This is a genomic window from Chthonomonas sp. (assembly GCA_016788425.1).
Classification (GTDB): domain Bacteria; phylum Armatimonadota; class Fimbriimonadia; order Fimbriimonadales; family Fimbriimonadaceae; genus JAEURQ01.
Window position 1 is genome coordinate 450,047 of the sequence record JAEURQ010000004.1, and the last position, 23,557, is coordinate 473,603.

General features: G+C 60.6%; 27 protein-coding genes. 11 read left to right on the top strand and 16 right to left on the bottom strand.

The genetic code is table 11. The features are described 5' to 3' along the window. Positions 1 to 2: 2 nt before the first annotated feature. Positions 3 to 1,022: an LCP family protein gene (locus JNJ45_11985; GenBank protein MBL8049389.1), complete on the bottom strand. Its 1,020-nt coding sequence runs from the start codon at positions 1,020 to 1,022 to the stop codon at positions 3 to 5. Positions 1,023 to 1,110: 88 nt separating this feature from the next. On the opposite strand from JNJ45_11985, the gene JNJ45_11990 reads away from it, so the two are divergent. From JNJ45_11990 to JNJ45_12010, 5 genes are read left to right on the top strand one after another with little or no spacing between them, the layout of a single operon-like run. Next, positions 1,111 to 1,833, top strand: coding sequence for a prepilin-type N-terminal cleavage/methylation domain-containing protein (locus tag JNJ45_11990; protein ID MBL8049390.1), 723 nt, complete (start codon positions 1,111 to 1,113; stop codon positions 1,831 to 1,833). Then, complete coding sequence (locus JNJ45_11995; GenBank protein ID MBL8049391.1) at positions 1,830 to 2,984, top strand: amidohydrolase family protein; 1,155 nt, start codon at positions 1,830 to 1,832, stop codon at positions 2,982 to 2,984. The genes JNJ45_11990 and JNJ45_11995 overlap by 4 nt, the downstream gene beginning before the upstream one ends. Continuing rightward, positions 2,981 to 3,289, top strand: a complete 309-nt coding sequence (locus tag JNJ45_12000) for an MGMT family protein (GenBank protein MBL8049392.1) — start codon at positions 2,981 to 2,983, stop codon at positions 3,287 to 3,289. The genes JNJ45_11995 and JNJ45_12000 overlap by 4 nt, the downstream gene beginning before the upstream one ends. A 6-nt stretch (positions 3,290 to 3,295) precedes the next feature. Next, complete coding sequence (gene folB, locus JNJ45_12005) at positions 3,296 to 3,661, top strand: dihydroneopterin aldolase (protein MBL8049393.1); 366 nt, start codon at positions 3,296 to 3,298, stop codon at positions 3,659 to 3,661. Between the two features lies 1 nt (position 3,662). After that, positions 3,663 to 3,977 carry a hypothetical protein gene (locus tag JNJ45_12010; protein ID MBL8049394.1) on the top strand — a complete coding sequence of 105 codons (315 nt, stop codon included), beginning with the start codon at positions 3,663 to 3,665 and terminating at the stop codon, positions 3,975 to 3,977. Here JNJ45_12010 and JNJ45_12015 read toward each other — a convergent pair. Continuing rightward, positions 3,952 to 4,650: a polysaccharide deacetylase family protein gene (locus tag JNJ45_12015; protein MBL8049395.1), complete on the bottom strand. Its 699-nt coding sequence runs from the start codon at positions 4,648 to 4,650 to the stop codon at positions 3,952 to 3,954. The two genes, JNJ45_12010 and JNJ45_12015, sit on opposite strands and share 26 nt — an antisense overlap. Before the next feature lie 141 nt (positions 4,651 to 4,791). On the opposite strand from JNJ45_12015, the gene JNJ45_12020 reads away from it, so the two are divergent. Genes JNJ45_12020 through JNJ45_12030 form a run of 3 tightly spaced genes read left to right on the top strand, consistent with a single transcriptional unit; the run spans position 4,792 to position 7,309 of the window. After that, positions 4,792 to 5,949 carry a CofH family radical SAM protein gene (locus tag JNJ45_12020; protein ID MBL8049396.1) on the top strand — a complete coding sequence of 386 codons (1,158 nt, stop codon included), beginning with the start codon at positions 4,792 to 4,794 and terminating at the stop codon, positions 5,947 to 5,949. 17 nt (positions 5,950 to 5,966) lie between these two features. Next, positions 5,967 to 6,512 (top strand): hypothetical protein, encoded by a 546-nt coding sequence (locus JNJ45_12025; protein MBL8049397.1) that lies wholly within the window; start codon positions 5,967 to 5,969, stop codon positions 6,510 to 6,512. Beyond that, the gene (locus JNJ45_12030) at positions 6,512 to 7,309 is read left to right on the top strand and encodes a ribonuclease H-like domain-containing protein (protein ID MBL8049398.1); all 798 of its coding nucleotides are present in this window, start codon (positions 6,512 to 6,514) and stop codon (positions 7,307 to 7,309) included. Before JNJ45_12025 ends, JNJ45_12030 begins: the two co-directional genes overlap by 1 nt. Here JNJ45_12030 and JNJ45_12035 read toward each other — a convergent pair. Continuing rightward, on the bottom strand, positions 7,306 to 8,331 hold the full coding sequence (locus tag JNJ45_12035) for an aminotransferase class I/II-fold pyridoxal phosphate-dependent enzyme (protein MBL8049399.1): 1,026 nt from the start codon (positions 8,329 to 8,331) through the stop codon (positions 7,306 to 7,308). The genes JNJ45_12030 and JNJ45_12035 overlap by 4 nt on opposite strands. Positions 8,332 to 8,355: 24 nt before the next feature. On the opposite strand from JNJ45_12035, the gene msrB reads away from it, so the two are divergent. After that, a complete protein-coding gene (msrB, locus tag JNJ45_12040; GenBank protein ID MBL8049400.1) occupies positions 8,356 to 8,916 on the top strand; it encodes a peptide-methionine (R)-S-oxide reductase MsrB in 561 nt (186 codons plus the stop codon). Between the two features lie 7 nt (positions 8,917 to 8,923). On the opposite strand, the gene selD is transcribed toward msrB, so the two are convergent. From selD to fliM, 11 genes are read right to left on the bottom strand one after another with little or no spacing between them, the layout of a single operon-like run. Continuing rightward, entirely contained in the window at positions 8,924 to 9,877 is a 954-nt protein-coding gene (gene selD, locus JNJ45_12045) for a selenide, water dikinase SelD (protein ID MBL8049401.1), read from the bottom strand. Between the two features lie 8 nt (positions 9,878 to 9,885). Beyond that, on the bottom strand, positions 9,886 to 10,560 hold the full coding sequence (locus tag JNJ45_12050) for an EI24 domain-containing protein (protein ID MBL8049402.1): 675 nt from the start codon (positions 10,558 to 10,560) through the stop codon (positions 9,886 to 9,888). Between the two features lie 35 nt (positions 10,561 to 10,595). After that, positions 10,596 to 11,603 carry a hypothetical protein gene (locus tag JNJ45_12055; GenBank protein MBL8049403.1) on the bottom strand — a complete coding sequence of 336 codons (1,008 nt, stop codon included), beginning with the start codon at positions 11,601 to 11,603 and terminating at the stop codon, positions 10,596 to 10,598. Continuing rightward, positions 11,600 to 12,469, bottom strand: a complete 870-nt coding sequence (locus JNJ45_12060; GenBank protein MBL8049404.1) for an endonuclease/exonuclease/phosphatase family protein — start codon at positions 12,467 to 12,469, stop codon at positions 11,600 to 11,602. Before JNJ45_12060 ends, JNJ45_12055 begins: the two co-directional genes overlap by 4 nt. 31 nt (positions 12,470 to 12,500) lie before the next feature. After that, positions 12,501 to 13,562 carry a flagellar biosynthesis protein FlhB gene (gene flhB / locus JNJ45_12065; GenBank protein ID MBL8049405.1) on the bottom strand — a complete coding sequence of 354 codons (1,062 nt, stop codon included), beginning with the start codon at positions 13,560 to 13,562 and terminating at the stop codon, positions 12,501 to 12,503. Between the two features lie 2 nt (positions 13,563 to 13,564). After that, positions 13,565 to 14,320 carry a flagellar biosynthetic protein FliR gene (locus JNJ45_12070; protein MBL8049406.1) on the bottom strand — a complete coding sequence of 252 codons (756 nt, stop codon included), beginning with the start codon at positions 14,318 to 14,320 and terminating at the stop codon, positions 13,565 to 13,567. Then, complete coding sequence (gene fliQ / locus JNJ45_12075) at positions 14,320 to 14,592, bottom strand: flagellar biosynthesis protein FliQ (protein ID MBL8049407.1); 273 nt, start codon at positions 14,590 to 14,592, stop codon at positions 14,320 to 14,322. Before fliQ ends, JNJ45_12070 begins: the two co-directional genes overlap by 1 nt. Then, on the bottom strand, positions 14,592 to 15,368 hold the full coding sequence (gene fliP / locus JNJ45_12080) for a flagellar type III secretion system pore protein FliP (GenBank protein ID MBL8049408.1): 777 nt from the start codon (positions 15,366 to 15,368) through the stop codon (positions 14,592 to 14,594). The genes fliQ and fliP overlap by 1 nt, the downstream gene beginning before the upstream one ends. Then, complete coding sequence (locus JNJ45_12085; GenBank protein MBL8049409.1) at positions 15,365 to 15,895, bottom strand: flagellar biosynthetic protein FliO; 531 nt, start codon at positions 15,893 to 15,895, stop codon at positions 15,365 to 15,367. The genes fliP and JNJ45_12085 overlap by 4 nt, the downstream gene beginning before the upstream one ends. Before the next feature lie 4 nt (positions 15,896 to 15,899). Beyond that, a complete protein-coding gene (gene fliN, locus JNJ45_12090) occupies positions 15,900 to 16,793 on the bottom strand; it encodes a flagellar motor switch protein FliN (GenBank protein ID MBL8049410.1) in 894 nt (297 codons plus the stop codon). Between the two features lie 2 nt (positions 16,794 to 16,795). Next, positions 16,796 to 17,860 carry a flagellar motor switch protein FliM gene (fliM, locus tag JNJ45_12095; protein ID MBL8049411.1) on the bottom strand — a complete coding sequence of 355 codons (1,065 nt, stop codon included), beginning with the start codon at positions 17,858 to 17,860 and terminating at the stop codon, positions 16,796 to 16,798. Positions 17,861 to 17,993: 133 nt separating this feature from the next. Here fliM and JNJ45_12100 point away from each other — a divergent pair, with 133 nt between their 5' ends. Together JNJ45_12100 and JNJ45_12105 are read left to right on the top strand one after the other, a co-directional pair. Further along, entirely contained in the window at positions 17,994 to 18,524 is a 531-nt protein-coding gene (locus JNJ45_12100) for a hypothetical protein (protein ID MBL8049412.1), read from the top strand. A 43-nt stretch (positions 18,525 to 18,567) separates the two neighbouring features. After that, positions 18,568 to 20,931 carry a S9 family peptidase gene (locus JNJ45_12105; GenBank protein MBL8049413.1) on the top strand — a complete coding sequence of 788 codons (2,364 nt, stop codon included), beginning with the start codon at positions 18,568 to 18,570 and terminating at the stop codon, positions 20,929 to 20,931. 4 nt (positions 20,932 to 20,935) lie between these two features. On the opposite strand, the gene JNJ45_12110 is transcribed toward JNJ45_12105, so the two are convergent. Then, complete coding sequence (locus JNJ45_12110) at positions 20,936 to 21,838, bottom strand: tyrosine-type recombinase/integrase (GenBank protein MBL8049414.1); 903 nt, start codon at positions 21,836 to 21,838, stop codon at positions 20,936 to 20,938. Then, a complete protein-coding gene (locus tag JNJ45_12115; GenBank protein ID MBL8049415.1) occupies positions 21,825 to 23,441 on the bottom strand; it encodes a phospholipid carrier-dependent glycosyltransferase in 1,617 nt (538 codons plus the stop codon). The genes JNJ45_12110 and JNJ45_12115 overlap by 14 nt, the downstream gene beginning before the upstream one ends. Between the last annotated feature and the right edge of the window lie 116 nt (positions 23,442 to 23,557).

Genomic DNA, 23,557 nt, shown 5'->3' on the forward strand with positions numbered 1-23,557 from the left:
GCTTAGCGGTTGGAGGCGGTGGCCGAGGAGCTCTCGGTAAAGCCGAGCTCTTCCAACTTGGCCGGAAGCTTATCCCGATCCACGTCCATGATCCAGCCGATGCCGGGCTGAATTCCCAGGTCAATGTAGGGCACCGTGTCCATCTTCACGTTATCCGAGCCCACGTTGCGCCCGAACAAAATGATCGCGGCGAACTCGCGCTCGGTCAGGTTTTTGCCCAACGTGGCCATCATCGCGTTGGCAAAACTGGGCAGCGTGCGCGGGTTGGATTCGATCTTCTTCTTAATCTCCAGCATCAGCGCGCGTTGGCGCTTCTGACGCTCTTCGTCGGTATCCGGACGCAGACCCAACTCGCGAGCCGCCTTTGCGTCGGCCTTGCGATAACGGACAAAGCCCTCGGCTTCCTTGCCATCCAGGTGATGCCGACCGGGCGTAAGGTCGACGTGCAGGTCGCCACGATAGTCGTGGTAGAGCATCCGCTTCTCGACATCCACCTCGACCCCGCCGATCGCGTCAACGATCTCGCGGAAGTCGGAATACTTAAAGTCAATCACCTTTTGAATCGGGAGCCCGATTACTGACTCGGCGGCGCGGCGCGCCATATCGGGGCCGCCTCGCTCGTAGTAAGCGTTGATTTTGTGGCGGTTACCTCCGTCCAGCGCAATCGCAATGTCGCGCGAAATCGAAAGGCCGCTGATCTTCTTCGTGTCGAAGTCGAGGTGCGCGACCATCATCACGTCGCTGCGACCCCCTTCCAGGACTTGTCCGGCTTCCTTGCTGTCGCGCGGCTTGTAGTAGCGGTTCTCGTCGATGCCGAGAATGAGGATGTTAACGTAATCGCGTTGGTCGAACACTTCGCGCGGCTCAACTCGGGCGAGCGTTTGTTTGACAACCTCGGCGGCCAAACCGCTCTGGCCCGTGAAACCAAAGAACGTGCCCGCGCCAAGGGCGCCAAGGCAGAGAACAAGCCAAACGAAGCCGCCAAGAATGCGGACGGCGGGAGAGGGACGACGCTTTTTCAAAACGAACCTTAAGGGTACCAATGTCCAGCAACGTTACACCCGCGAGTTTGGTGCCCGGGCACGGAAAAATGCCGAAATATCGTATCTTATGGATGTGCAGCAACGGCGCGCCTTCACCCTGATCGAATTGCTGGTGGTCATCGCGATCATCGCCATCCTCGCCGCGTTGCTGTTTCCGACCTTTGCCCGCGCCAAAGCCAGCGCCCGCAACACCACTTGCATCAGCAATCTCAAGCAGATCGGCCAAGCCATGGTGCTCTACATGGGCGACAACGACGACATTTTTCCGCACGCGGTGGACCCAACCGACAAATACACGCCGGAGATATGGAGCGACTTTCCCGACTTCGCCTCCCGAATTCCTTACATGCCGCTGATTCACGAGGCGCTTGGCCCGTATGTCCGCGCGCAACAAAACTTTAGTAGCGTGGCCGCGGCGGGCGGGCAGGTGAAGACGCAGGCGGTGTTCCAATGTCCCAGCGACACCGGTAGCCGCACACTCGATAGTCACCCCACGATTCCGTTTACGACCTCGCCGAGCATGTTTCGCGTGTACGGCAGCAGCTATTTCTTCCGCACCGAAATCGCGTTCAAGTATTTCTCCAGCACCCAGTTTCAGCTTCCCGCGAACGTCAACGTGCTGTTTGATGCCAGTGGACACTGGCATGGCGACGGAGGCAAACTGGACCTCAACGATCCTGGGGCGGGCCAAAAACTCCGCCAGTATCGGTACAACGTTCTGTTCGGAGACTTTCACGTGAAGAGCCAAAACTATTTCCAACTTCAAACCGCTTGGGGAATTGACCTTTGAGCCGCCGACTGTTGCGCCCGTCCGGCGTAATGATGGCGGGCGAACTCCGCCAGGGATTGGAGGTCGAGCTCGATGGCGATGTCATCGTTCGCGTCGGCCCGCAAACCGGCATTCCCGAACCGTTCGTCCTGAGCCCCGCGTTTGTCAACGCGCATAGCCACCTCGAGTATCGCTCGCTTATGGGCGAGGTTGACCCCGCGCTGGGCTATTGGGATTGGATCAAGGCGCTGGTCGCCCGCAAGCTCACGCAAACCGCCGACGAGGTGGTGGATAGTTGCATGCTCGCGGCTCGCGAAAACCGGCTGGCCGGGGTTGCGTACATCCATGAGCACTCCGACCGTCCCGGTTCGGTCGCGGCCATGCGCGAAGCCGGATTGCAAGGCATCGTTTTCCAGGAGATTTTGACGATGGGGGTTGGCGATAGCGTCGTGGCTCCGGCCCGCGCCCGCGCCGCCGAGTTGGATACGCCCGAACTCCGCGTGTTTCCCAATCCGCACGCGGTGCACACCGTCTTTCCCGACTTGCTGCGCGAGTTCGCCCGCGCGCCGCATCCGCTGACGATTCACGTCGCCGAAACCGAGTACGAATCGCAGCTCTTTGGCGCGGCCGAAGGGCCGCTTCAAGACTTCTACGATCTCGTTGGATTGCCGAGCCGCGCCTCGGGCAAAACCGTCATCGGCGAGTTCGAGAGTCTGGGCCTTGCGCGCCCGGGCGTGCAGATTGTCCATGCCTGCGATATCTCGGTCGCCGAAATTCAGCGGCTCGTCCCCACTGGCGTGAGCGTCGCGCACAACCCGCGCAGCAACTTGCACCTCAAGTGTCCGCCGATGCGCCTGCGCGAGATGCTCGATGCCGGAATGCCCGTTGGGCTTGGGCTCGACTCGGCGGCAAGCACCGGCCCGATCGACATGTTCCTAGAGATGCAAGAAGCCCTCGCCACCAGCCATCGCCGGGGGCATCACGTGTCCGCGCAAGAGGTGTGGAACGTCGCCACGGAACTCGGCGCGTCGAGCGTCGGCCTTCAAGACTGGCGCATCGAGCCCGGCCTCCGGGTGCCGCTCATCGCGATTCACTCCCAAGCGGAAACCGCCGACGATCTTATTGCGCAAGGCACGCCCGAGCAGGTGGAGTGGATCGTGAATCCGCGATGAAGACCGGCCAAGAACCCATCTACGAGCTCGTGCGCACAATTCCCGCCGGGCGAGTTCTCGGCTATAAGGCGGTCGGTCAACTCTCCAGCGTGTTTTTCGGCGCTCGCCAAGTCGGGCAGGTGATGGCCGCCGCGTGGGACGACGACCTCCCTTGGTGGCGCGTCACGGCGAGTGATGGCAGCATGGCCACGGCCCGCCGCGACCCACGCCTCGCTGCCGAACAACGCCGCCTGCTGGAATCCGAAGGCGTCGGATTCAACGGCGACCGGGTGGCGCGCGCATTCTTTTGGGATGGAGAACAATAAGGGCTGATGCAAACGACGATCGCGATTCACGACCTTGAGGTCTACGCCTATCATGGGGTGCCCGCCGCCGAACGCGAGGTCGGACACCGCCTGCTCGTGGATGTCGAGCTCGTGGTCGAAGAATTGGCCGGCGAAACCGACAGCATTGACGGCACCGTGGATTACGCCGAGGTCGCCAACATGGTGCGCGACGTGATTTTGGAAAGCTCGGTGCAGACCCTAGAGTTCCTGTGTAGCAAGGTCACCCACGCGCTGGTGGCGACGTTCCCGGCCATCGTCGGCGGCACCATTTCCATCGCCAAACCGTACCCGCCCATGCCGTGCATCGTGGCTGAGGTTCGCGTGACGCGCGAATTCAGCGCGGAGGACTGACATGAGCTCCACCGTGACCATCATGGCGACGATCCGCCGACCGCATTCGCCTCGAGCGGCCTTCGACGTGCGAGGCATGTTTGCGTTCGAACCCGGGCAGGAAGTTGGTTCTGCGACCTTGGTCGAAGCTCTCGAGCGCATCGCCGTTCCTCTCCATGCGCTGGGCCTCCGTAAGAGCTATCCCCGCATTGTGCAAGCGTTGGCCGCCGAGTTCCCGGGCATGACGCGCGGCGAACTACTGATTCGACGATATCACCCGGTGCTTCCGTTTTGGAAGGAGCGGGTGAGCTCTACTTTCCAGCGCCCGACTGCGTAGCTTTTGCCGCCGCGGCAGCGGCGGCCGCCTTGGCCTTCTTCTCGGCGATTTCGCGAAGGGCGAGATCGTTCCACTTGGTCATCATCTCGCTGATCGTGATGCACTTGTAACCGCGCTGATGGATCACGGCCATGATCGCGGGAACCGCGTTGGCCGTGTGCTCGTGGATGTCGTGCATCAGCAGAACCGCGCCGGGTTTCAAGGCGGAGATGGCCCGCGTGATGACCGGTTGAGCCGACTTAAATTTCCAGTCCAACGTGTCGCCCGTCCACAGCACAATCGGCATGCCTTTTTGGCGGGCCCGGACCGTGGTGGACGAATCTTCGATGCCGTACGGCGGGCGGTACGTGCGTGGCCCGTAGCCAAGGATCGCAGCCAGCTTATCCTCGGTGCCGTCCACCTCAAACTTGGCCACCGCCTGGGGTGGTCGCGGCCGATGCGAATGAGAGTGGTTGCCAATCTCGTGGCCCAGGGAAGCGATGTGCCGAACCAGCCATTCGCGGTGCGGCACCATTTGGCCGACCATAAAGAACGTGGCGCGCGCATCGTACTTGGCCAGCGTGCGCAGAATTCGGGGCGTGGTAAACGGACTCGGTCCGTCGTCGAAGGTGAGCGCCACAACCTTTTCTGTGAAGTTGCTGGGCCGGTTGAGGCACACCGTTTTACCGCTCATCGTCGCCGGATATTGCGGTGGCATTGGCACTTTCGGCCAGATTAAAGCCGTTCCGACGAGATACACGATCACGACCCATTGTACGTCAGAAACGAAACTGGGAACTTTCAGTTTTGATTGAAAGTTGGGTATAAAGTGAGTATGTTGCAAACGCCTGAGCGTGTGTTTGGCCCCGACCTCATGGACATCTACCGCAAGGTGGATGCCGGCCAACGACTCTCCTTTGAGGATGGCCTCACGCTGTACGCCACGCCGAACCTCACGGGCGTCGGTGCCCTGGCGAACATCGTTCGCGAGCGCAAGCATGGCGCGCGCACGTTCTACGTTCGCAACCAGCATATCAACTACACGAACATCTGCAACAAGTTCTGCAAATTCTGTTCGTTCTATGCCAAAAAGGGCGGTCCCGCCCCCTACGAATACGATATGGCGGAAGTGGAGCGTCGGCTGGGCTGGCACGCAAACATTCCGATGACCGAAATCCACATGGTCGGCGGCATCAACCCGCGCCTCAAGTACGACTACTACATGGAGATCATCCGCACCGTCAAACGGGTGCGCCCCGAGGTCCACGTCAAGGCTTTCACCGCGGTGGAAATTGTCCAAATCGCGCAGATTGGCAAGGTCAGCATCGAGCAAGCCCTCCGCGATCTGATGGAAGCCGGGCTCGACTCGTTGCCCGGCGGCGGCATTGAGATTCTTTCGGAGCGCGTTCACCTAGAGCTGTTCGGCAAAAAGCTGAATGGCGAGGAATGGAAGGAAGTCGCGCGCGTCGCGGCCAAACTCGATCTTAAGCAATACGCCACCATGCTCTACGGACACATTGAAACGGCCGCCGAGCGCGTGGATCACCTCGTGCAGATTCGCGACCTGCAAGACGAGACCGGCCACTTCCTGACGATGACGCCGCTGAGTTTCCACCCGGAACGGACCGAACTGGACGACATCAAAGGCCCGACCGCCGACGACGACCTTCGCAACATCGCGATCAGCCGCCTGATGCTAGACAATTTCGACCACATCAAGAGCTTCTGGATTATGAACACGGTGCCGGTGACGCAAGCCGCCCTTTGGTATGGTGCCGACGACACCGACGGCCTCGTCCACGAGTACGAGATCACCTACAAGGAAGGCGATTGGGGGAACAAATCGCAGGTGCTGACCCACGAAAACATGGTGCGCATGATCTCGCAAGTGGGTCGCATTCCGGTGGAGCGCGACAGCCTCTACAACGAGATTGTCCGCGAGCAACCCGAGACGATGGAGCGACGACCGTTGCAACCGCTCGTCATGGCATAAGAAGGTAATCTGAACTCATGAGATTGACAAGTGCTTTGGGTCTGGCGGCGATGGCCGCGCTGGCCAATGCCCAACCGGCGAGCGCCGTGCAAATGGGCAAGTTTGCCGGCAAAAAGGACTTCGATATCCTGCACATGCACACCAAGATCGGCACCTTTAAGCTGATCAACGGCCAAGGTCGCGCTGACATTTCGTTCTCCGGCTCGATGCTGGTTTCGGGTTACAAAGGCGACCCGCTGGTGGTGCAAGGCAATCTCCGCAAGGAGTTCGACCGCGATGGTCGCACGGTGTACTTCGGCAAGGGACGCATCATTCTCAGCGGCTCCTGGCGCGCGGTGCAGTGGTTTGGCCAAGACATGCAAGGTGTGTGGTTCGGCAACGGCGTCATCCGGATGCGCGGCGAATTCGATAAGGACATGAACACAGGCGAGTACTGGTTCAAGGATCCGAAGGACCTTTTCTACTTCCCGAGCATGGGCACGATTGACGTTCCGCTCCCGTACAAGCCGCCTCCCAGCGCAAAGGGCGTCACCCCGAAGAAGCGCGTTAAGACAGACGGCTAGTGCTCGAACAAACCTTCCTGCACGTTCCTGGCATTGGGCGCGACACCGAGCGCAGCCTTTGGGAGCAGGGCTGCGAGAATTGGCAGACTTTCCTCGATAATCCCAGCGATTTCCGTACCGGAAGCGCGCCGAAGGCGAGCGTCAAGTCGATCCTCAAAAAGTCGCAGGATGCGGTGGCCGCTCGGAATCACCAGTTCTTTGGCGACCTCTTGCGGACGACCGACCACTGGCGCACGTGGGATGTTTTCAAGGACAAGTGCGCGTACCTCGACATCGAAACCGATGGTGGTCGCACCGGCCAAGCCGTCACAGTGATCGGCATTTGGGACGGCGAGTTCCGCGCTTACGTCGCCAACGACAACATCGAGAATTTCCGGAGCGACATCACCAACTACAGCATGGTGGTCAGCTTTTTCGGCAGCGGATTCGACTTGCCAATTCTCATGAAGATGTTCCGCAGCGTGGTGTGGGACCACCTGCACCTCGACCTCATTCACCCGGCGCGGGCGTTGGGGATCCGGGGCGGGCTCAAGAAAATCGAAGGCATGTACGGCATCAAGCGGCCCGACCATATCTTGGGTTTAAGCGGGCTCGACGCCGTGCGCCTCTGGCGCGAGCATCGCATGGGTCGTAAGAACGCACTGCAGACTCTGCTCGACTATAACCAAGCTGACGTCGAAAACCTGGAGATTATTGCCCGCGAAATGGTCACTGAAATGTGGGACTACACGCGTCACGGCGTGCTCTGCGAGCGCGGAAAGCAGCAGCCGCTGCCGTTCGGATCGCCTGATTTCTAAAGCGACACGGCGCGGAACGCGGCGGCGCACATGTCCAACATTTCGTCCGAAATTTGGTGATGCAACACAAGCCGAATGCGGTGCGGCGCAGCCGGCATGCAGAGCACGCCGCGCTCTTTGAGCGCACGCGACCATTCGGCGGCAGGCCGCTCGGTGTGGACAAACACAAAGTTGGTCACCGTCTCATCGGGGTCAACTCTTGTGCCGGGTATCCCTTGCAACCTGGCGTTGAGGTCGCGCGCTCGGCGATGATCTTCGCCCAACAGCTTGCTTTGCACGCGCAGGCCCACCAGTCCGGCGGCGGCCAAGACTCCGGCCTGGCGCATCCCTCCGCCAAAGCGCTTGCGGACAAACTTCGCGCGCTCAATGAACTCGGACGGCCCGCAAAGGACGCTACCCACGGGCGCGCCCAGCCCCTTCGAAAGGCAGATCGACACCGAGTCGCAAGGCGCTGTGAGTTCGCGAACATCCACGCCGAGCGCGGTGGCCGCGTTGAACACGCGCGCGCCGTCTAAGTGCAACTTGATGCCTTTGGACTGGGCGAATTCTTGATACTGCCGGGTCTGTTCCACCGAAATCACGGCCCCGCCGGTGCGGTTGTGCGTGTTCTCAATACAAAGCAGGGTCGTGCCCGGTGTGTGCAGGTTTCCCGACATAAACCTGCGCTCCAACTCGTGAAGCGACATCACGCCGCGATTGCTGGGCAAGGTAATCGGCATGACTCCCGCGAGCACCGCCGGCGCGCCGGCTTCGTAATAAACCATGTGCGCTTCTTCCTCAAAAAGCGCCGAGTCGCCGGGCCGACACCACGTGGCGAGCGCCACCTGATTCGTCATCGTCCCGCTCGGGCAGAAAAGCCCCGCCTCATGCCCGGTCATCGCCGCGCATTCTTGCTCCAGCTCAAATACTGTGGGGTCGTGGCCCAGCACGTCGTCGCCCAGCGGCGCGCTCGCCATTGCGGCCAACATTTCGGCGGTCGGCAGAGTAACGGTGTCGCTTCGCAAGTCAACGGTGACATTCATGGTGTTTGTGGCGTATCAGAGAATATGAAGTTGGTGATCGCCGGACTCAGTTTAGCCGCCCTGGCCATTGGCGTGGCCGCCATCCAGCAGGGCAGCACCGCCTCGCCCGCCACTCAAACGAAGTCCAATACCAAAGGTCACTACGACAAGGAAGCCAAATTGTATATCGCCGAAGAAAGCCCCAAACGCAAAGATAAGGTCGTGAAGACCGACGCCGAATGGAAGAAAATCCTGACTCCCGAGCAGTTCAAAATCCTCCGCTCGCACGGCACCGAGCCTGCGTTCTGCGGCATCTTCCACGACAACAAAAAGACGGGTCAGTACAACTGCGCCGGCTGTCAACTTCCTCTTTTCAAGAGTGACGCCAAGTTTGATAGCGGCACCGGTTGGCCCTCGTTCTTCCAGCCGTTCGACAAGGATAATGTCTGGATGCGGACCGACCGTAGCTACGGTATGACGCGCTACGAAGTGCTGTGCGCTCGTTGCGATGGTCACCTGGGCCACGTGTTCCCGGATGGCCCCGAGCCCACCGGCCTGCGGTTCTGCATCAATTCCGACGGCCTCGTGTTCTCCGAGAAAAAGTAAGCGGGTTTTACCCAACCACAAGTGTTGCGCCGGGTCCTGTGACCCGGCCAATTTTTATTGCGCCGTGGATCGGTTGCCGGGAAAACAGCGCGAGCCCGCCGCTCGTCTGCGGATCGTAGAGCAGCGGGTTCTCGATCTCGCCCTTCATCAAAGTCGCCGCGTGAGCCTGATTGCGGCCCGCACCCGCGGGGCAATAGCCGTGCAAGTCTTGGCAACCTTCGATCTCGGGCAAGCTAGCCCCGTCGAGTTCGATGCAAACCTCGCTCGCCCGCGCGACGTTCAGCAAGTGCCCTGCCAACCCGAAGCCGGTGATGTCGGTCGCGCAGCGCACCCCGGCGGCGTGAGCCGCGTGCATGGCGTCGGCGTTTAGGGTCGTCATCACGTCCACGCCTCGCGCCAACACCTCGGGCGGGCACGCGCCGCGCTTGGCGGCGGTCGTAATCATTCCCGTGCCCAACGGCTTGGTCAAGTAGATGTCGTCGCCAATGGCCGCCGCATCGTTGCGGAACAACTGCTGCGGCGAGTCGCAAAATCCGGTCACGGCGAGGCCAAACTTGGGTTCGGCGTCCACCACGGTGTGCCCGCCCATCACGATCACACCCGCTTTGGTGCATTGGTCAAACGCCCCGCGCGAGACCTCGGCCCACACTTCGGGCGGCACAATTGCCGGATCGAACAACGCAATGTTCAGGGCCGTGAGCGGGGTCGCGCCCATGGCGTAGCTATCGCTGAGCGCGTTGGTGGCCGCAATGCGACCAAAGTCGTAGGCGTCGTCCACAATCGGCGTGAAAAAGTCCGTCGTTTGGATCATCACTCGACCATCGGGCAGGAGAATGGCGCCCGCGTCGTCGCTCGTGTCAAACCCCACCAGCAACCGCGGATCGGGTGTTCGCGGCAGGTGCCGCAAGACCTCGGCCAACTGCGCTTGACCCAGTTTGCTGGCGCAACCGCCCGATTTCACGAGCTCAGTTAGACGCAAGTGGGATCCTCCGTGCGCACCATCATCGTGGCCCCCGCAATCATTCCGGGCAAACAAATGAGGTTAACAATCGGGAAGAGGCTGATCAGGCCGCACGTCCAGGCGTAGCTCCCGGCGCTGCGCAAGGTGTTCGCGCGGACCTTTTGCGCAGGGAAGTAGAGTTGGCGACGCGAGTACGCCGGGGACGTGAAATCGTTGATGCACATGCGCCCGTTTGGGTAGGCCGCGCCGAGTCCAAACGGCGTGAACCCGAGCACGATGCCGAGCAGCGACCACCCGACCGTGCTCGGAATCCGGGCGACGGCATCGGCAATTCCTCGGGCTAGGGACGTCTTGTGTTGCGGCGCGGTGCCGTACAGGCGCTCCTCTACCTCGCGGCTCAGGTTCTCCCACAGCAGCCCGCTGAGAATGCCGTTGATCATAAAGAAAATGGTGCTGCTGATGAACAGGAAGATGAGGGTGACCACGATCCACCACACCCACATTGGCGGTTGGGACCACCCCGTGCGCTCCCATTGTTGACCCAAAAATCCGGGCAACCACAATCGCAGCGGAATCATGACCGCGAGAAAAACAACGATCGTCCACAAGAAAGGGGCGATCAGGTAGCGCCGAAGCGAGCGGTCGCTCCAGACCATTTGAACCCCGCCGAGCACATAGCGCATTTCGTTCAAGTATACGAAGATTTGCCGAACCGGATTCAGAGTCCTAGGAACTGGCGCACCATGTCGGCTCGCCAGCGTCCGGCCCGAGTGTCGGTGGGCGCAGCTTCGAGCGTGGCCACGCGCTCATCCACGGCGCGCGCCGAAGGCATGGACGCCAGCTCGCGTGTTGCGCCCCATCGAACCCAACTGAGAACACGCATAGCATCGGCGTGACTCAGCGAGCGAGTGGTGGTGGCGAAGGTGGTGGCTTGCTCCACGAGCTCGGCCAGGTTGGCGCGCTTGACCTTGGCCCGAGCCTGCCGCTCGGCTTTCAGCAGATCGTCGAGCAGGACTTCCAGGCGGTCGCTGTCGCCGCGAATGGAGCTGAGTTGAAACAGGGCGCCCGTGGCGCGCGTGGCCTCGCCGTACAATCCGCGCAGAATCAGTCCGTTGCTCACGATATGATCCACCCATGGCTTCAACTCGTTGCGGTGAGCGAGCGCCACCAGATGCACCAGCACCGAGCGACGAATCGCCTCGCCCGAGTTGGCCGGGCTCGCGGTGAGGTGGCCGAGTTCGGGCGTCGCGGCGAAGTCCAGGGTGCGCCCCAGCCGCTCGCAAAAGTAAGTCGCCGCTCGTTGGGCCAAGCCCAGGCTTCGGCCGGCGCTCAGCGATTGAATGCGCAGGTGGTCCTCCTCGTTCACCAGGGTGCTGGTCAGGCGGTCTTCGTCGAGCACCAGCGCGCGTCCGGGCTCGTTCACGCGAAAGTCCTTGCTAATCAGTCGGCAGGCGACCATGTAGTTTTGCTCGACCGTGCTCATGTGGGTGACCCACTCGGTCGCGAGGCCGCTTTTGGCCACGGCTTGCTGCACTTTCAGGAGCACTTCGCGAAGCTCGCCATCGCCACAATGGTGCGGAAAACGGTGGCCCTGGAGGTTTCGCGCGAGCCGCACTCGAGAGCTGATGACGACGTCGTGGTCGGGCGCGTCCGGCCCCATCCACGCGGGCTGAGCAATCGCCCGCGTGACCATCGTCTGCCAACTGGGGAAGAACGAATCGCTCATGGATCGTTGTCCACGTCGGTGCGGAAAATCGCCTTGAGCGGGAGGTGGTCGCTGTATTTTTCGCGATACAGCGCGTTCGGGATTCCAATCAGATTAGGCAACTGAACCACCTGAAACGAATTCGCAACAAGCTCTTCACGGCTGGACTTTGAAATCGCGTAGCCGTCCAAAATGCCGCCTTGTCCCCCGGTCGGGACATAACTAAAAGTGGAAGCAGGAACCCAGAAATGCAATAACTCCAAGTTCGCCGCTGCCAGCATGGCGAACTGGTCCTGGTTCTCATCGCGAAGCATATTGAAGTCGCCGATCAGCAGCAGGTCCTTCTCTTTGCCTGCCTGCAGTCGCCGCAACTCGGGCACCAGCAGCCGTATCTGATCTTCGCGAATCTTCTCTGTTTGCTGCTCCGGATTGCCTTTTCGCTTCGACTTCAAATGCACGCCCACAACGTTGAAGTCGAACTCTCCCGCCTGCACCGTCGCGATCATCGCCGGGCGGAGATCGTCATTGCCAAGCATGATCGGCTTGTACGCCCGTTGATTCGTGATCTTAATGCCCGGCCGGACGAGATACACCAAATTCTGCTTCCCGCGCCGCTCAATGATGTTGCCATCGTAAGGGTTGCCTGCCGCTCGCAACGCCGCCAGCAGTTTAGGGAGATCTCGGTCCGGGGTGAACTCGACCAACAGCAACACATCGGCGTTGATCAATTGGATTGCCGGAACCAAAGTGTCGAGCCGCCCGCCGACGTGTTTGGGGTCAATGTTCCACGCCGCTACCGACACCTGGGTGCCGGTCCAAGGGACCACCGGCGGCATCCGCGACGACCGCGTCGCGACGAACACCACCACCATCGCCACCAAGGTCAACAAGGCCCAAGTGCCGTGCTCCCGGAGCCACTTAGCGGATGTTTTTAAGGGTTTTATAGACGTATGCTAGCACTTCGGCGACCGTCGCGAAGAGCTCCCGCGGCACAAAGTCCCCGACCTCGCACTGCTTGTAAAGGGCCCGCGCGAGCGGCGGATTCTCCACGATCGGCACGTTGTTTTTCTTCGCCAATTCTCGGATCTTAAACGCGAGGTGGTCCACACCCTTGGCCACGATCATCGGCGCGTGCATGTCGCTGCGGTCGTACTTAATCGCGACCGAAAAGTGGGTCGGGTTCGTGACGATGACATCGGCTTCGGCGACCATTTTGAGGCCGCGACTTTGGCTGAGCTTGCGGGCCCGGCGCATGCGCTCGCCCTTGGCTTCGGGCGAACCTTCCTGCTCCTTCATTTCCCGCTTGAGTTCGTCCTTGGTCATCTTAATCTGCTTGTCCACCTGCTTGCGCTGGAACATGTAGTCAATCACGGCGAGGATCAGCCACGCGATGGCGACCTGCTGGGCGACGGTGAGCAACACGCTGCCGACTCGGCCCAGCGCCTCGCCCGGCCCCACCCCGGCGAGGCCGATAATGGCCAGCCAGTTGTTCTGGATCACGCGGTAGGCGATGAACCCGAACAGCGTCGCCTTGGCCACAGCCTTGAACCCTTCAAAGGTCGCCTTCGCCGAGAACATCCGCTTGAATCCGTTGAGCGGGTTCATTTTTTGCAGGTCCGGCTTGAGCAATTCGGGCGTGGCCTTAAAGCCGACTTGCGCGCCGTTGGTCACCACCCCGCCGACCATCATCGCCGCGAACAGCAGCCCGACTCCGGCGAAAATCGGCAACGCGACTTGCGCGCCGAAACGAATGATGACCTCGGGCTTGGTCGAAAACTTGGTGGTCGCGAGCAACTCAAAGCCTTGCACAATGCCGCGGTAGAGTCCGCCCATCGCGCCCGGCAAAACGGCCACCAGAATCAGCAGCAGAATCGAACCGTTGAGGTCGGTGCTTTTGGCGACCGTGCCCTTTTTGCGCGCGTCCTCTTTGCGCTTGGGCGTCGCCTCCTCTGTCCTTTCTTGTCCGTCGTTACCGCCCATGGTTACTTGCTAAACAGGGTCTCCAAGGTGGTGAAGGTCAGGTTCACTCCCGCGGTAACGCTGGTGGTGAGGATCGGCAACGCGGCCATGGCGGCGACCAAACCCAGGCCAACTTTGGCCGGGGTGATGACGGCGAACACCTGAAACTGCGGCACCGATTTGTTGACCAAACCCGCCGCCGCGTCCACGATAAACGCGACCGCCGCCACCGGCGCGGCGATCTGCACCGCGAGAACCGCGAGCTGGCCGAGAAACTTTACGAACGTGCCGCTCATCGCGCCGAGATTCGCCATTTCAATCGGCGGCATTTGGTAGCTCTGCACGAGAGCGGGGAAGATGAGGTGGTGCCCGTTCAGCGAGAACAAAATCACGATGGCGCACCAAAATTTGATCTGCGCCATGACCGTTACCGGCGCGCCCGCGACCGGGTCAAACACCTGCGCGCCACTCAAACCAAGCTGAATGTCGAGAATCGAACCCGCCATCTGGAACGCCTGAAACAGCGCTTGCATGGCAAACCCGATGAGAAACCCCATCCCTGCCTCGCGGAACACGCTGAGCACCATCACGATCGGCTCGCCGGGCGGCACCCCGACATAAGGCTGAATCAGCGGGACAATCGCCAGTGCCACTACGCCGCTGAGCCACACGCGCACCTGCACCGGAACCACTCCGGCGAAAATCGGCGAGGCCAGCATCATCGCGCCCGTGCGGATGAAACCGCAGAAGAACGCCCAGAAGACCTCCGCCGTCAGCACTAGCGCACCACCATGGCGGCGTGCTCAAAGCACACCCGCATAAACGAAACCAGCACGTTGAGCATCCAGCTGCCGAATAGCGCGATGATGAGGCCCGCGCCCACGAGCTTCGGCACGTAGGTCAGGGTCATTTCCTGAATCTGGGTGACCGCCTGAAACACACTGACCAGGAGGCCCACAAACAGCGCCACCGATAAAATCGGCAGGCTCACCAGCAGGGCGGTGTTCATGCCTTGCCGAACGATTTCGAGAATGGGGCCGGTGTCCTGCATTAGATGTACCCCGACAGAATCGCGCGGACGATGACCGACCACCCGTCGGCGAGGATGAAGACGAGCAGCTTTGCCGGTAACGAAACCACGGCGGGCGGCATCATCATCATCCCCATGCTCATGAGGATGCTCGCGACGATCAGGTCGATGATGATGAACGGAATGAAGATGTAAAACCCAATGAGGAACGCCGTTTTGAGCTCGCTAATGACAAACGCCGGGATGAGCGAAGTCATGCTCACATCGGTGGCGGTCGCCTTCTCCTTGCGCATGTCCAGGAACATCTTGAGGTCGCTCTTGTAGGTGTTCTTGAGCATGAACTCGCGTAGCGGCTTTTGCGCTCGTTCGAGCGCAACTTCGGCGGTCACGGTCTTTTTGAGATACGGCTGCAGCGCGGCGTCATTCACCTTGGTGAACGTCGGCCCCATCACGTAAAAGGTCAGGAACAAACTCAGCCCCACCAGCACCTGCGTGGGCGGGATGTTCTGCGCGCCAATCGCGGTGCGCGTCATGCTGAGAATGATGACGATGCGCGTAAACGCGGTCGTGAGCATCATCAGCGCGGGCGCCAAACTGAGCACCGTGAGCAGCGCGAGGATCTGCAGCGAGCTGCTGACCTCGGTTTTGCCACCCGGCGTAATCTGCACGTTCGGAAGCGGCAGCGCAGTTTGCGCCGATCCCGCGGCGAGCACGCCCAAAATCAGGATCGTGAACAACAGCCTTCGCCGAGCTGAGCTGGCGATCATGCTCCCGAGGAGCGCGACAACTTTTTTCATCGTCCAATCAGGCGATTCAGGCGATCCAACTTGTCGGCGGCGCGCTTTTGCTCAGCCGGGGTCGGAACGTTTGCGTTCTCGGGGATCACCGCGTGAGTCGGCATGGTGCCGGGCGCTTTGTCCACGAGTTCAAAAAAGGCGGGCTCTTGCATCGCCGTCGCTTCTTCGGCCGTGAGGTCGGCAATCAGGGTCATGTTGGCCGTGGTTTGCCCAATCAGCAGCGATCGGCCCCGCACCTTGACGACCATGAGTTGACCGCCGGGAAGGGTCGCGGTTTCTTCCACCGCGATCGTGCTGCCCAGGCTCGTTTGAATTTTTGATTTGGCCAAGTGCGGCATCAGCCGCGGCAAGACAAGCTTCAGCAGGCCGATGACGATCAGCACCGCAAAGATGGTTTGAATGACGGGCACGCCGCCCGAAGTCGTGGACGTCTTACCGCCCAGTTCGCCGCGCGCCGAATCGAGCACCGACTGCGCCGATGCGAGTTCCGCCACGAGAAGACCGAAAACCAGGATGCCGCCGCGCATCGGGTTAAGCCACCTCGTTGAGCTTCATCAGCCGCTCTTGCGGAGTCAGAATTTCGGTAATCCGCACGCCGAAGTTGTCCTCAATGACGACGACTTCGCCGCGGGCCACAAGGCGACCGTTCACCAAAATGTCCATCGGCTCGCCGGCCGCCTTGTCAATTTCTACAATCGAGCCGGTACCGAGGTCGAGCACGTCCTTCACGAGCATCTTGATGCGACCGAGTTCCACGCTGATTTCCAGCGGAATATCGAGCAGCAGCTCAAGGCTGGACATGTCGTCGCGACCGTTGGAAATGGCCGACGCCGAGCCAATCTGCGTGGTTTCGGCTTCTTCTTCGTCCTGGTATTCCAGGCCCAAAATGTTGTGCGCGGTTTCCACGTCCACCAGCCAAACGGCGGTACCGCTGAGCTCGTCGCCGGAGATGGCCACGTTGACGCGGACCAGTTCCTGCGCTTTTTGCATGTTGGGCGGGGCGTTGAAAATTTGGTAGCGAATCGCAAGACCAGTCGCCACGACCGGCTCGTTCTTCATGGAGCCGATGGCCAGACAGATGCCTTGCACCATCGCTTCCAGGCCGGGGCGGACGTCGGAGATCAGGTTCTCGTCAACGTCGAACACCTTTTCGCCCTTGAGGTAGGCGGCAAAGGCGGCGAACGAGTCGCCATCCATCAGCAGCACCGACGGGTGATTCGGGTTGTCCGCCATGCTGAATTGGATGATCAAGTGCGGGCTACTGAGCTCGGCAAACACGTCCGAGGTCGCCGTGGTCAGGGTCAGGGGCGAGTTGAAGCCAACCAAAAGGTCGGACGCCTCGCTGACCTTAAGGCCGACGGTTTGCCAAATCTGCTGCTGAATCGTGCTCAGCTTATCGACGAGTTCGTGCGTGATGTTTGCCATGGTTAATCGGGTTCAACGGTATTGAGAATCGAGAAAATGATGTGGTTGTTGTGCATGTTGGGGCGACCTTCAAACTTGGGAACGTCGCCGATGATAAAGGGCAATTGGTCTTCCGATCGCCGGTTGAGCACCAGCGTGTCGCCAATTCTAAGGTTCACAAAATCCTGCATGCTGAGCTTGGTTTTGCCAAGTTCGATGCGGCAAGGCACCTGCGAGCGCTGCACCTGCGTGGTGAGAATGCGGCGGGCCGCCGACGACTGCTTGCGGCTCGTGTTGACAAACCACTTCTGGGCGCTGAGCTTGGTCGTAATCGGCTTGAGCAGCAAGTAGGGAATACAGATGCTCATCGCGCCGCGCGATTTGCCGATCTTCACCTCGAACAAGATGGTGACGACGACGTCGTTGGGCGGGCAGATTTGCACAAACTGACTCGACGTTTCCATCGCTTCAATGCCGGGGTTGACAATGACCACCCCTTCCCAGGCGTTCTTCAAACCGACGAACAGCTTTTCGATCATCTGCCGCACCAGCGGCTTTTCAATGTCCGTGAGCACGCGGCGATTGATGCCCTTGCCGGGGCCGCCGAGCAGCTTGTCAATCATGCTGAACACGAGGTTGAACTCCACTTCGAGCACGGCTTGGCCGGTGAGCGGAGGCATGGAGAGAATCGTGAAAACGGATTGGTTGATGCTGCGCGAATATTCTTCGTAGGGAATCTGCTCCAGCGAAACCAGTTCGATGCTGACCGCCGTGCGCAAGTAACCCGAGAGAGAAGTCGCGGCCAGACGAGCGAAGGTTTCGTGCAGAATTTGCAGCGTCTTCAGCTGGTCTTTGCTGAACTTGTCCGACCGTCGGAAGTCGTACAGTTCGTACGAAATCGGGGCCAGCTTACGGTTGGCGCCACCAAACGAGTTGACCCCGTTTTTGGCGAGGCGGTTTCCGCCTTGGTCCAAAAGCGAGGAAGCGAGGTTCGCCGCCGGGCCATTGCCCGCGTCGGGAGCCGGACTGTCATCCGACAACGAGGACAACAACGCTTCGATTTCCGCTTGACTAAGAATGTCTGACATTGCTGAATCCTCCCAAAATTTCGTGCCTACTCAGGGCCATCAGTTCGGTTATTGGCCTGACGGGTCTCTTCTGTAGGGTTCTCGGCGCAAATGCTCAGAATTTGCTAGAGGTTTGGTGAGGGACAATAAGGCCGTGAAAACGATTCGGCGCAAGGTCGAGGTCCGCAAACTCCACAAGTCAGCGATGGAGGGCAGCGAGAGCGGTGTGCAACTTTGCTTTTTGCTCCAGGATTGGGAGGACGCCTACAACGTGGGCGGCCTGTTTCGGGTCGCCGACGCCTGTGGCGCGGACGAGCTGATCATGACTGGACGCACGCCCTACCCACCGCATCCGCAGATCGGCGTGACGAGCCTGGGTCAGCATCGCCGGCTTCCCTGGCGCTACTTTGAAAGCCACGAAGAGGCGGCAAACCAGCTCATCGAAGAAGGCTGGACCCTAGTCGCGGTCGAGATCGCGACCGAAGCCGAAAACTATCGCACGTTCGACTATCCAGCGAAAACCTGCCTGGTGCTGGGCAACGAGGGCAAGGGCATTTACGGCACCGTCATGAAGAAGTGCGCGGCCAGCGTCTTCATCCCGATGGCGGGCAAGGGGCGCTCGCTGAACGTGCACGTGTCGGCAGCGATCATCGCGTTCGAAGCGCGACTCCGTGTAAAGGATTAGTTCCGGGTGCAACTGCGCGGCCAGATAACGTAATCTTGCGTTGATGCGAACTCTCACTTGTCTCGCCCTCGCGCTGCTCGCGGCCGGGTCATTCGCCCAACCGGTTCCAAACGAACTGGAGCAGATGTGGAAGAGGGAAGGCGCCCTCAAATTCGACAACATGTATCCTCGCCGAAGCTACTTCGGCAAAATGGGCTCGCCCAACGGATTTAGCGCCGACGACCGCTACCTGGCGTACCTTTGGAATCCGTACGATGTGCGGGGCAACGACCTCTGGCTCTTCGACACGGTGACCAAAACCAGCAAGCGGTTGACCAGCATCGAGATGATGGCCAAGTTCGATCGCGACGCCAAGCTCGCGATTGATTTCTACAAAAAGGACGATGAGCGGCTGGCCAAGTGGGCGACCCTGAGCGATGCCGAGTGGCGCGCCGAACGACAGAAGTTCAAAGAAGAGCAGGAAAAGAAAACCAAGCCCGACCCCAGCTACGCGGGCATCAGCCAAGTTGCTTGGGCCAACAAGACCAACGAGTTCTTGATGGTCTTTAAGGGCGACATTTGGCGCTGGAAGCTCGGCGCAGACATGCCAACCCGTATCACGCAGACCCGCGGCATGGAGATGCGCGTGGAGTATTTGCCGGACGATTCGGGCTTTATCTTCATGCGGGGCAACGACGTGTTCCGCATCAAGTTTGGCCGCATCGGCGAAACGCAAATCAATCCGCCGGTGCCCGCCGGCGCGACGATGACCGGCTTCTCGATCTCGCCCGACGGTACGCAGGCGTTGGTGACCACCGACCGCGACCTCGCGCCGGATCGCCAAGTGGACTGGATTGTCTATCGCGACCGCTTTGCCCAAGCCCGCAAAACGACCCGCTCGGTGAGCGATGACAAGTTCAACAGCGAAACCGTGTTCTATCTCTTTGACATCACCGACGAAGGGCTGAGCCGGGTGGACGACGAGATTAAGCCGTACGAAATCTACAAGTGGGGCGGCGGGGAAGAGTGGGAGTACGTTTCGCTCGCGCAGAACCCGTGGTCGCCGGATGGCGCGAACTTCGTGTTCGCCACGTTTAAGCGCGACAAAAAGGAATTCAAGGTTCGCGAAGCCGACCTCAAGCGCAAGAAAGTGCGCGTGGTTTACGAAGGAACCAGCAACGGTGAGCACCAAACGCCGATGTACTCGCAGCCGTTCTACAGCGGCGACGGCAAGGACATTATCGTGATGCTCGACAAGAGCGGCTGGCGACAAGTCCACGTGCTGGAGCGCGTCCGCGGCGCGGAGCGCGCGCTGACGACGGGCAACTTCGAGACGCAGCCGCTCACCCTGAGCGCCGACAAAAAGGCAATCATCGTACAGTCCAGCAAAGAGAGTCTCGCCCGCCGCGATATCTATCGCATAGAGTTAGCCGACGGAAAATGGACGCGCCTGAGCAAGCAAGATGGCGAGTTCAGCCCGCCCATCATCAGCCGAAAATCGGACAAAGCGGCCGGCATGTTCCAATCGTGGACAAGCATGCGAGAGCTGAACTACCTCGGCGACGGCCAGCAAGTGCCGATCACCGCCAGCAACAAGAAGGAAGAATTCAGCAAGAACTTGGTGCTGAAACCCGAGTTGTTTAAGTTCAAAAATCGGCACGGTCAGGAGATCAGCGGGTTTATGTTCCTGCCTCCGGCCATGGAGCGCACCCCGGTCAAGCGCCCGCTGTTCATTTACGTGTACGGCGGCCCGCTGGGCGATTCGAACACCGTTTCGGATGGCAACTTCGGGAGCAGCGAGTTCATGTTCAATCAATATCTGGCGGCGAACCTGGGCTACATCACCTGCGCGATTGACCCGCGCGGCACCACCGGCTACAGCGCCGAACATGGCCGCGCCAACTTCGAGAATCCCGGCACCGCTCAAACCGAGGACCTCGTAGATTGCGTTAAGTTCATGCAGTCGAAGTACAACGTGGACTCCACACGCGTGGGGTTGACCGGATGGAGCTTTGGCGGCTACCAAACTCAGCACGCCATGTATAACGCGCCCGACGTGTTTACGCTCGGCATTGCCGGAGCGGGGCCAACCGAGTGGCAAAACTACAACACGTGGTACACGGGCGGCGTCATTGGCAACACCCCCAATGCCGACGGCAACTATCTGGACAAGTTCTCGCTGACGAACATGGCGAAAAACCTCAAGAGCCCGCTGATGCTGCTCCACGGCATCGAGGACACGAACGTGCTGTTCCAAGACACGGTCAAGGTCTATCGCCGACTGTTGCAAGCGGGCAAGGGGCCGCTTGTGGAGCTTTCGCTCGACCCGACCGGCGCCCATGGAATGGGCGGCGACATGGACACGCGCGACCGCCACATGATCTATCTGAGCTTCCTGCTCCGTCGCTGGGGTTGGGTTCAGGGCTAATCGGCTACTTGCGGGGGTGGGCGCGGCGATAGCGCGCGGCCACCTCCGCATTGTCCAACTGAGTGTAGACCTGGGTCGTGGCGATACTCGCGTGGCCCAAAAGCTCCTGCAAGGCGCGCAGGTCCGCGCCACCCTTGAGCAAGTGCACCGCGTACGTGTGGCGCAGCTGGTGCGGATGGACATTCGGTAGCCCGGCCAGTTTGCTCGCCGCCTGCAGCATCAAATACACCGTCGTGCGACGCATCGCGAGCCCCCGATTCGAAAGGATTAGCAGCTCGCTCGGTGAGCGTTCTAGGGTGCCGCGCGCCCCTCGGACGTAGTGGTCAATCCAGTCCATGGTCACGCCTGGCACGGGCACCCAGCGGTGCTTGCCGCGCTTGCCCACCACATGGATCGCCAAGTTTTCGCGGCTAATGTCGGCCAGTCGCAGGCCGACCGCCTCGCTGACCCGCAGTCCGCCGCCGTAGATTAGCTCCATCAGCGTACGGTCGCGCACTCCATCGGCGGTGGTCAGGTCAGGAACCGCCATAATGCGCGCGAGGTCCTCGATGCTGAGTGCCTGCGGCGCGATCTTCGCCTTGCGCGCGGAGGGCAAATCGGGGAAGCTAAAGTCGCCCAGCCGCCCTTGTCGCTTGAGCGACTTCACCAGCGAGCGCACCGCGCTCAGCCGTCGCTGCCGCGTGGCGATGGCGAGTTCGCCCAGCGATGCCTGATAATCCAGCAACAGCGGCGCGGAGATTTCGTCCCAGCGCGCCATGCCGCGCGCGTCGAAAAAGGCCAGCGCCTGAACCAGGTCGTTGCGGTAGGCCGCCACGGTGTGCGGGCTCGCGCCGCGGTCGTGCTGCATCTCGTCGAGAAAATCCTCGACGTCGTTTTCCATTCCCGGAGCGACGCTATTTTCGCTCATACACAAAGAGGACGGGTCGCACGTACATCATGTCGTGGGTTGTCGTTCCGCCGAACCCAAAAGTTTGGACGAGCTTGTAGCCTTGCTCCAACTGCTTGGCAAACGCCTGGTAGCGATCCTGCTGGAGCTGGAATCCATCCACCTTTTGCTGCTCCAACCTGCCCAGATCGTACTGCTCGAAGCTGGAAAACACGATGTACTTGGGCTTGGTCTCGATCACCGATGGGTCCCAATCGTAGCGCTCGGCCCAGGCGGTGGTGCCGCGAGTCACGGCGGGATCCTTTGCGCCGAGCATCCACTGCTCGCCGCCGCGCATAAACAGCGGCCGGCTCGCTTGGATCTCCGGGTAGAGCGTGGGCGAATAAAACCAGGGATCGCTGACCAGGCCCACGGTTTCGCCTTTGGTGCGCTCTTTGAGCCAAGCGCCGGCCTGGTCGCGCACATCTTCGCCGGCCATCCACGCCGAGAACTTCACCGAGGCGGCGAGACCGCCTCCGCCAAAGCCGCCGATGCTAAACATTGCGAACCCGATAAGCAGCCGCGCTTGCGCCGAGCGGACGCGCTCGCACTCCGCCACGAGCCAGCCCAAGCCGAGGGCCAGCACAGGGATGATGGGGAAGACGTACCGCAAAAAGGCGACCTGGGCGCGGCCAATCAGCAAATAGTAAACCGCCGCGAACACGAGGCCCGGCAACATCCAGCGCAAGGTTTCATCCCGACGCATCCGCCACGCGATGAAGCCGCACGCGGCCACGCTGATGATGAGCGAGAGACCCCCGAACGCCTCCAACAAATTGCCGAGATGCGAGATAAACCCAATCGGTCGCCCCGCGAACACGAGGCCGTGCCCTTCGGCGACGTGGTTGATTTCGTACATCAGGTCTTTGCGGAACTGCGAGGGATTCAGCAGCACGCCGGGCGTGCCGATGAGGAAGCCCGCGATGCATGCGCCAAACGCGGCCAACCCGAGCCGCAGCCGATTCGCCAACCCGCTAACCCCGATGGCCACAAAAACGGCCAACAGAACGATGATAAAGTTGTACTTTGTGCCTCCGGCGAGGCCGCTCGCCAGCCCGGCCAGACTCACCATGAGCATGGGTTTGGTGTTCTCCTCGCCGATACGATCGGCCAAGTAAAGGGCAAGAACCACCAAGAAAGTTGCAAACACGTCCACCGTCATGAACCGCGAGTGGACGACAAGCCCCGGCGCAAACGCCACCGCCAGCCCGCCGATCACCGCCCCCACCTTGCTTGTCCGTTTCGCGAGAATCAGGAACACCAGCAGGGCGATTCCCGACCCCGCCACCACGTTGATGAGACGGCCGCGCATGAGGTCATCGCGATACGCGTCGGTGCCTGGCGCGAACTCGCCGCCCGTGCTAATCAGCCGCGAAAGCGATAGGTAAAGCGTGCCGTAATTGTAGAATCCTGGCTCAAAATCGCCGCCCAGCGGATTCACTTGCTTGCTCACCATCAGCACAATCGGCTCGTCGGGATGCAGGCTTTCGACGCGCTGGCTATTCGGCAAACCCCAGCCCAATCCGAAGAGCCGTAGCAGCAACGCAACGGCAAAGATGAGGACGGCAAGCCAGCGGCGGGACATATGCCTTCCATTGTGGCGAAAAAAGGCCCCGCCAATGGCGGGGCTGAGTGAGAAGGACCGAAGTCGTTACTTCATCGGCGGCATCAGCACCTGGTCTTGACCACGTGGTAAGCCCA

Bases quoted from the DNA above. Each gene is read 5' to 3' on its own strand.
- JNJ45_11990 (MBL8049390.1), top strand. From the start codon at position 1,111: ATGGATGTGCAGCAACGGCGCGCCTTCACCCTGATCGAATTGCTGGTG.
- JNJ45_12000 (MBL8049392.1), top strand. From the start codon at position 2,981: ATGAAGACCGGCCAAGAACCCATCTACGAGCTCGTGCGCACAATTCCC.
- folB (MBL8049393.1), top strand. From the start codon at position 3,296: ATGCAAACGACGATCGCGATTCACGACCTTGAGGTCTACGCCTATCAT.
- JNJ45_12010 (MBL8049394.1), top strand. From the start codon at position 3,663: ATGAGCTCCACCGTGACCATCATGGCGACGATCCGCCGACCGCATTCG.
- JNJ45_12015 (MBL8049395.1), bottom strand. From the start codon at position 4,650: ATGAGCGGTAAAACGGTGTGCCTCAACCGGCCCAGCAACTTCACAGAA.
- JNJ45_12020 (MBL8049396.1), top strand. From the start codon at position 4,792: ATGTTGCAAACGCCTGAGCGTGTGTTTGGCCCCGACCTCATGGACATC.
- JNJ45_12025 (MBL8049397.1), top strand. From the start codon at position 5,967: ATGAGATTGACAAGTGCTTTGGGTCTGGCGGCGATGGCCGCGCTGGCC.
- JNJ45_12035 (MBL8049399.1), bottom strand. From the start codon at position 8,331: ATGAATGTCACCGTTGACTTGCGAAGCGACACCGTTACTCTGCCGACC.
- msrB (MBL8049400.1), top strand. From the start codon at position 8,356: ATGAAGTTGGTGATCGCCGGACTCAGTTTAGCCGCCCTGGCCATTGGC.
- JNJ45_12050 (MBL8049402.1), bottom strand. From the start codon at position 10,560: ATGCGCTATGTGCTCGGCGGGGTTCAAATGGTCTGGAGCGACCGCTCG.
- JNJ45_12055 (MBL8049403.1), bottom strand. From the start codon at position 11,603: ATGAGCGATTCGTTCTTCCCCAGTTGGCAGACGATGGTCACGCGGGCG.
- flhB (MBL8049405.1), bottom strand. From the start codon at position 13,562: ATGGGCGGTAACGACGGACAAGAAAGGACAGAGGAGGCGACGCCCAAG.
- fliQ (MBL8049407.1), bottom strand. From the start codon at position 14,592: ATGCAGGACACCGGCCCCATTCTCGAAATCGTTCGGCAAGGCATGAAC.
- fliP (MBL8049408.1), bottom strand. From the start codon at position 15,368: ATGAAAAAAGTTGTCGCGCTCCTCGGGAGCATGATCGCCAGCTCAGCT.
- JNJ45_12085 (MBL8049409.1), bottom strand. From the start codon at position 15,895: ATGCGCGGCGGCATCCTGGTTTTCGGTCTTCTCGTGGCGGAACTCGCA.
- fliN (MBL8049410.1), bottom strand. From the start codon at position 16,793: ATGGCAAACATCACGCACGAACTCGTCGATAAGCTGAGCACGATTCAG.
- fliM (MBL8049411.1), bottom strand. From the start codon at position 17,860: ATGTCAGACATTCTTAGTCAAGCGGAAATCGAAGCGTTGTTGTCCTCG.
- JNJ45_12105 (MBL8049413.1), top strand. From the start codon at position 18,568: ATGCGAACTCTCACTTGTCTCGCCCTCGCGCTGCTCGCGGCCGGGTCA.
- JNJ45_12110 (MBL8049414.1), bottom strand. From the start codon at position 21,838: ATGAGCGAAAATAGCGTCGCTCCGGGAATGGAAAACGACGTCGAGGAT.
- JNJ45_12115 (MBL8049415.1), bottom strand. From the start codon at position 23,441: ATGTCCCGCCGCTGGCTTGCCGTCCTCATCTTTGCCGTTGCGTTGCTG.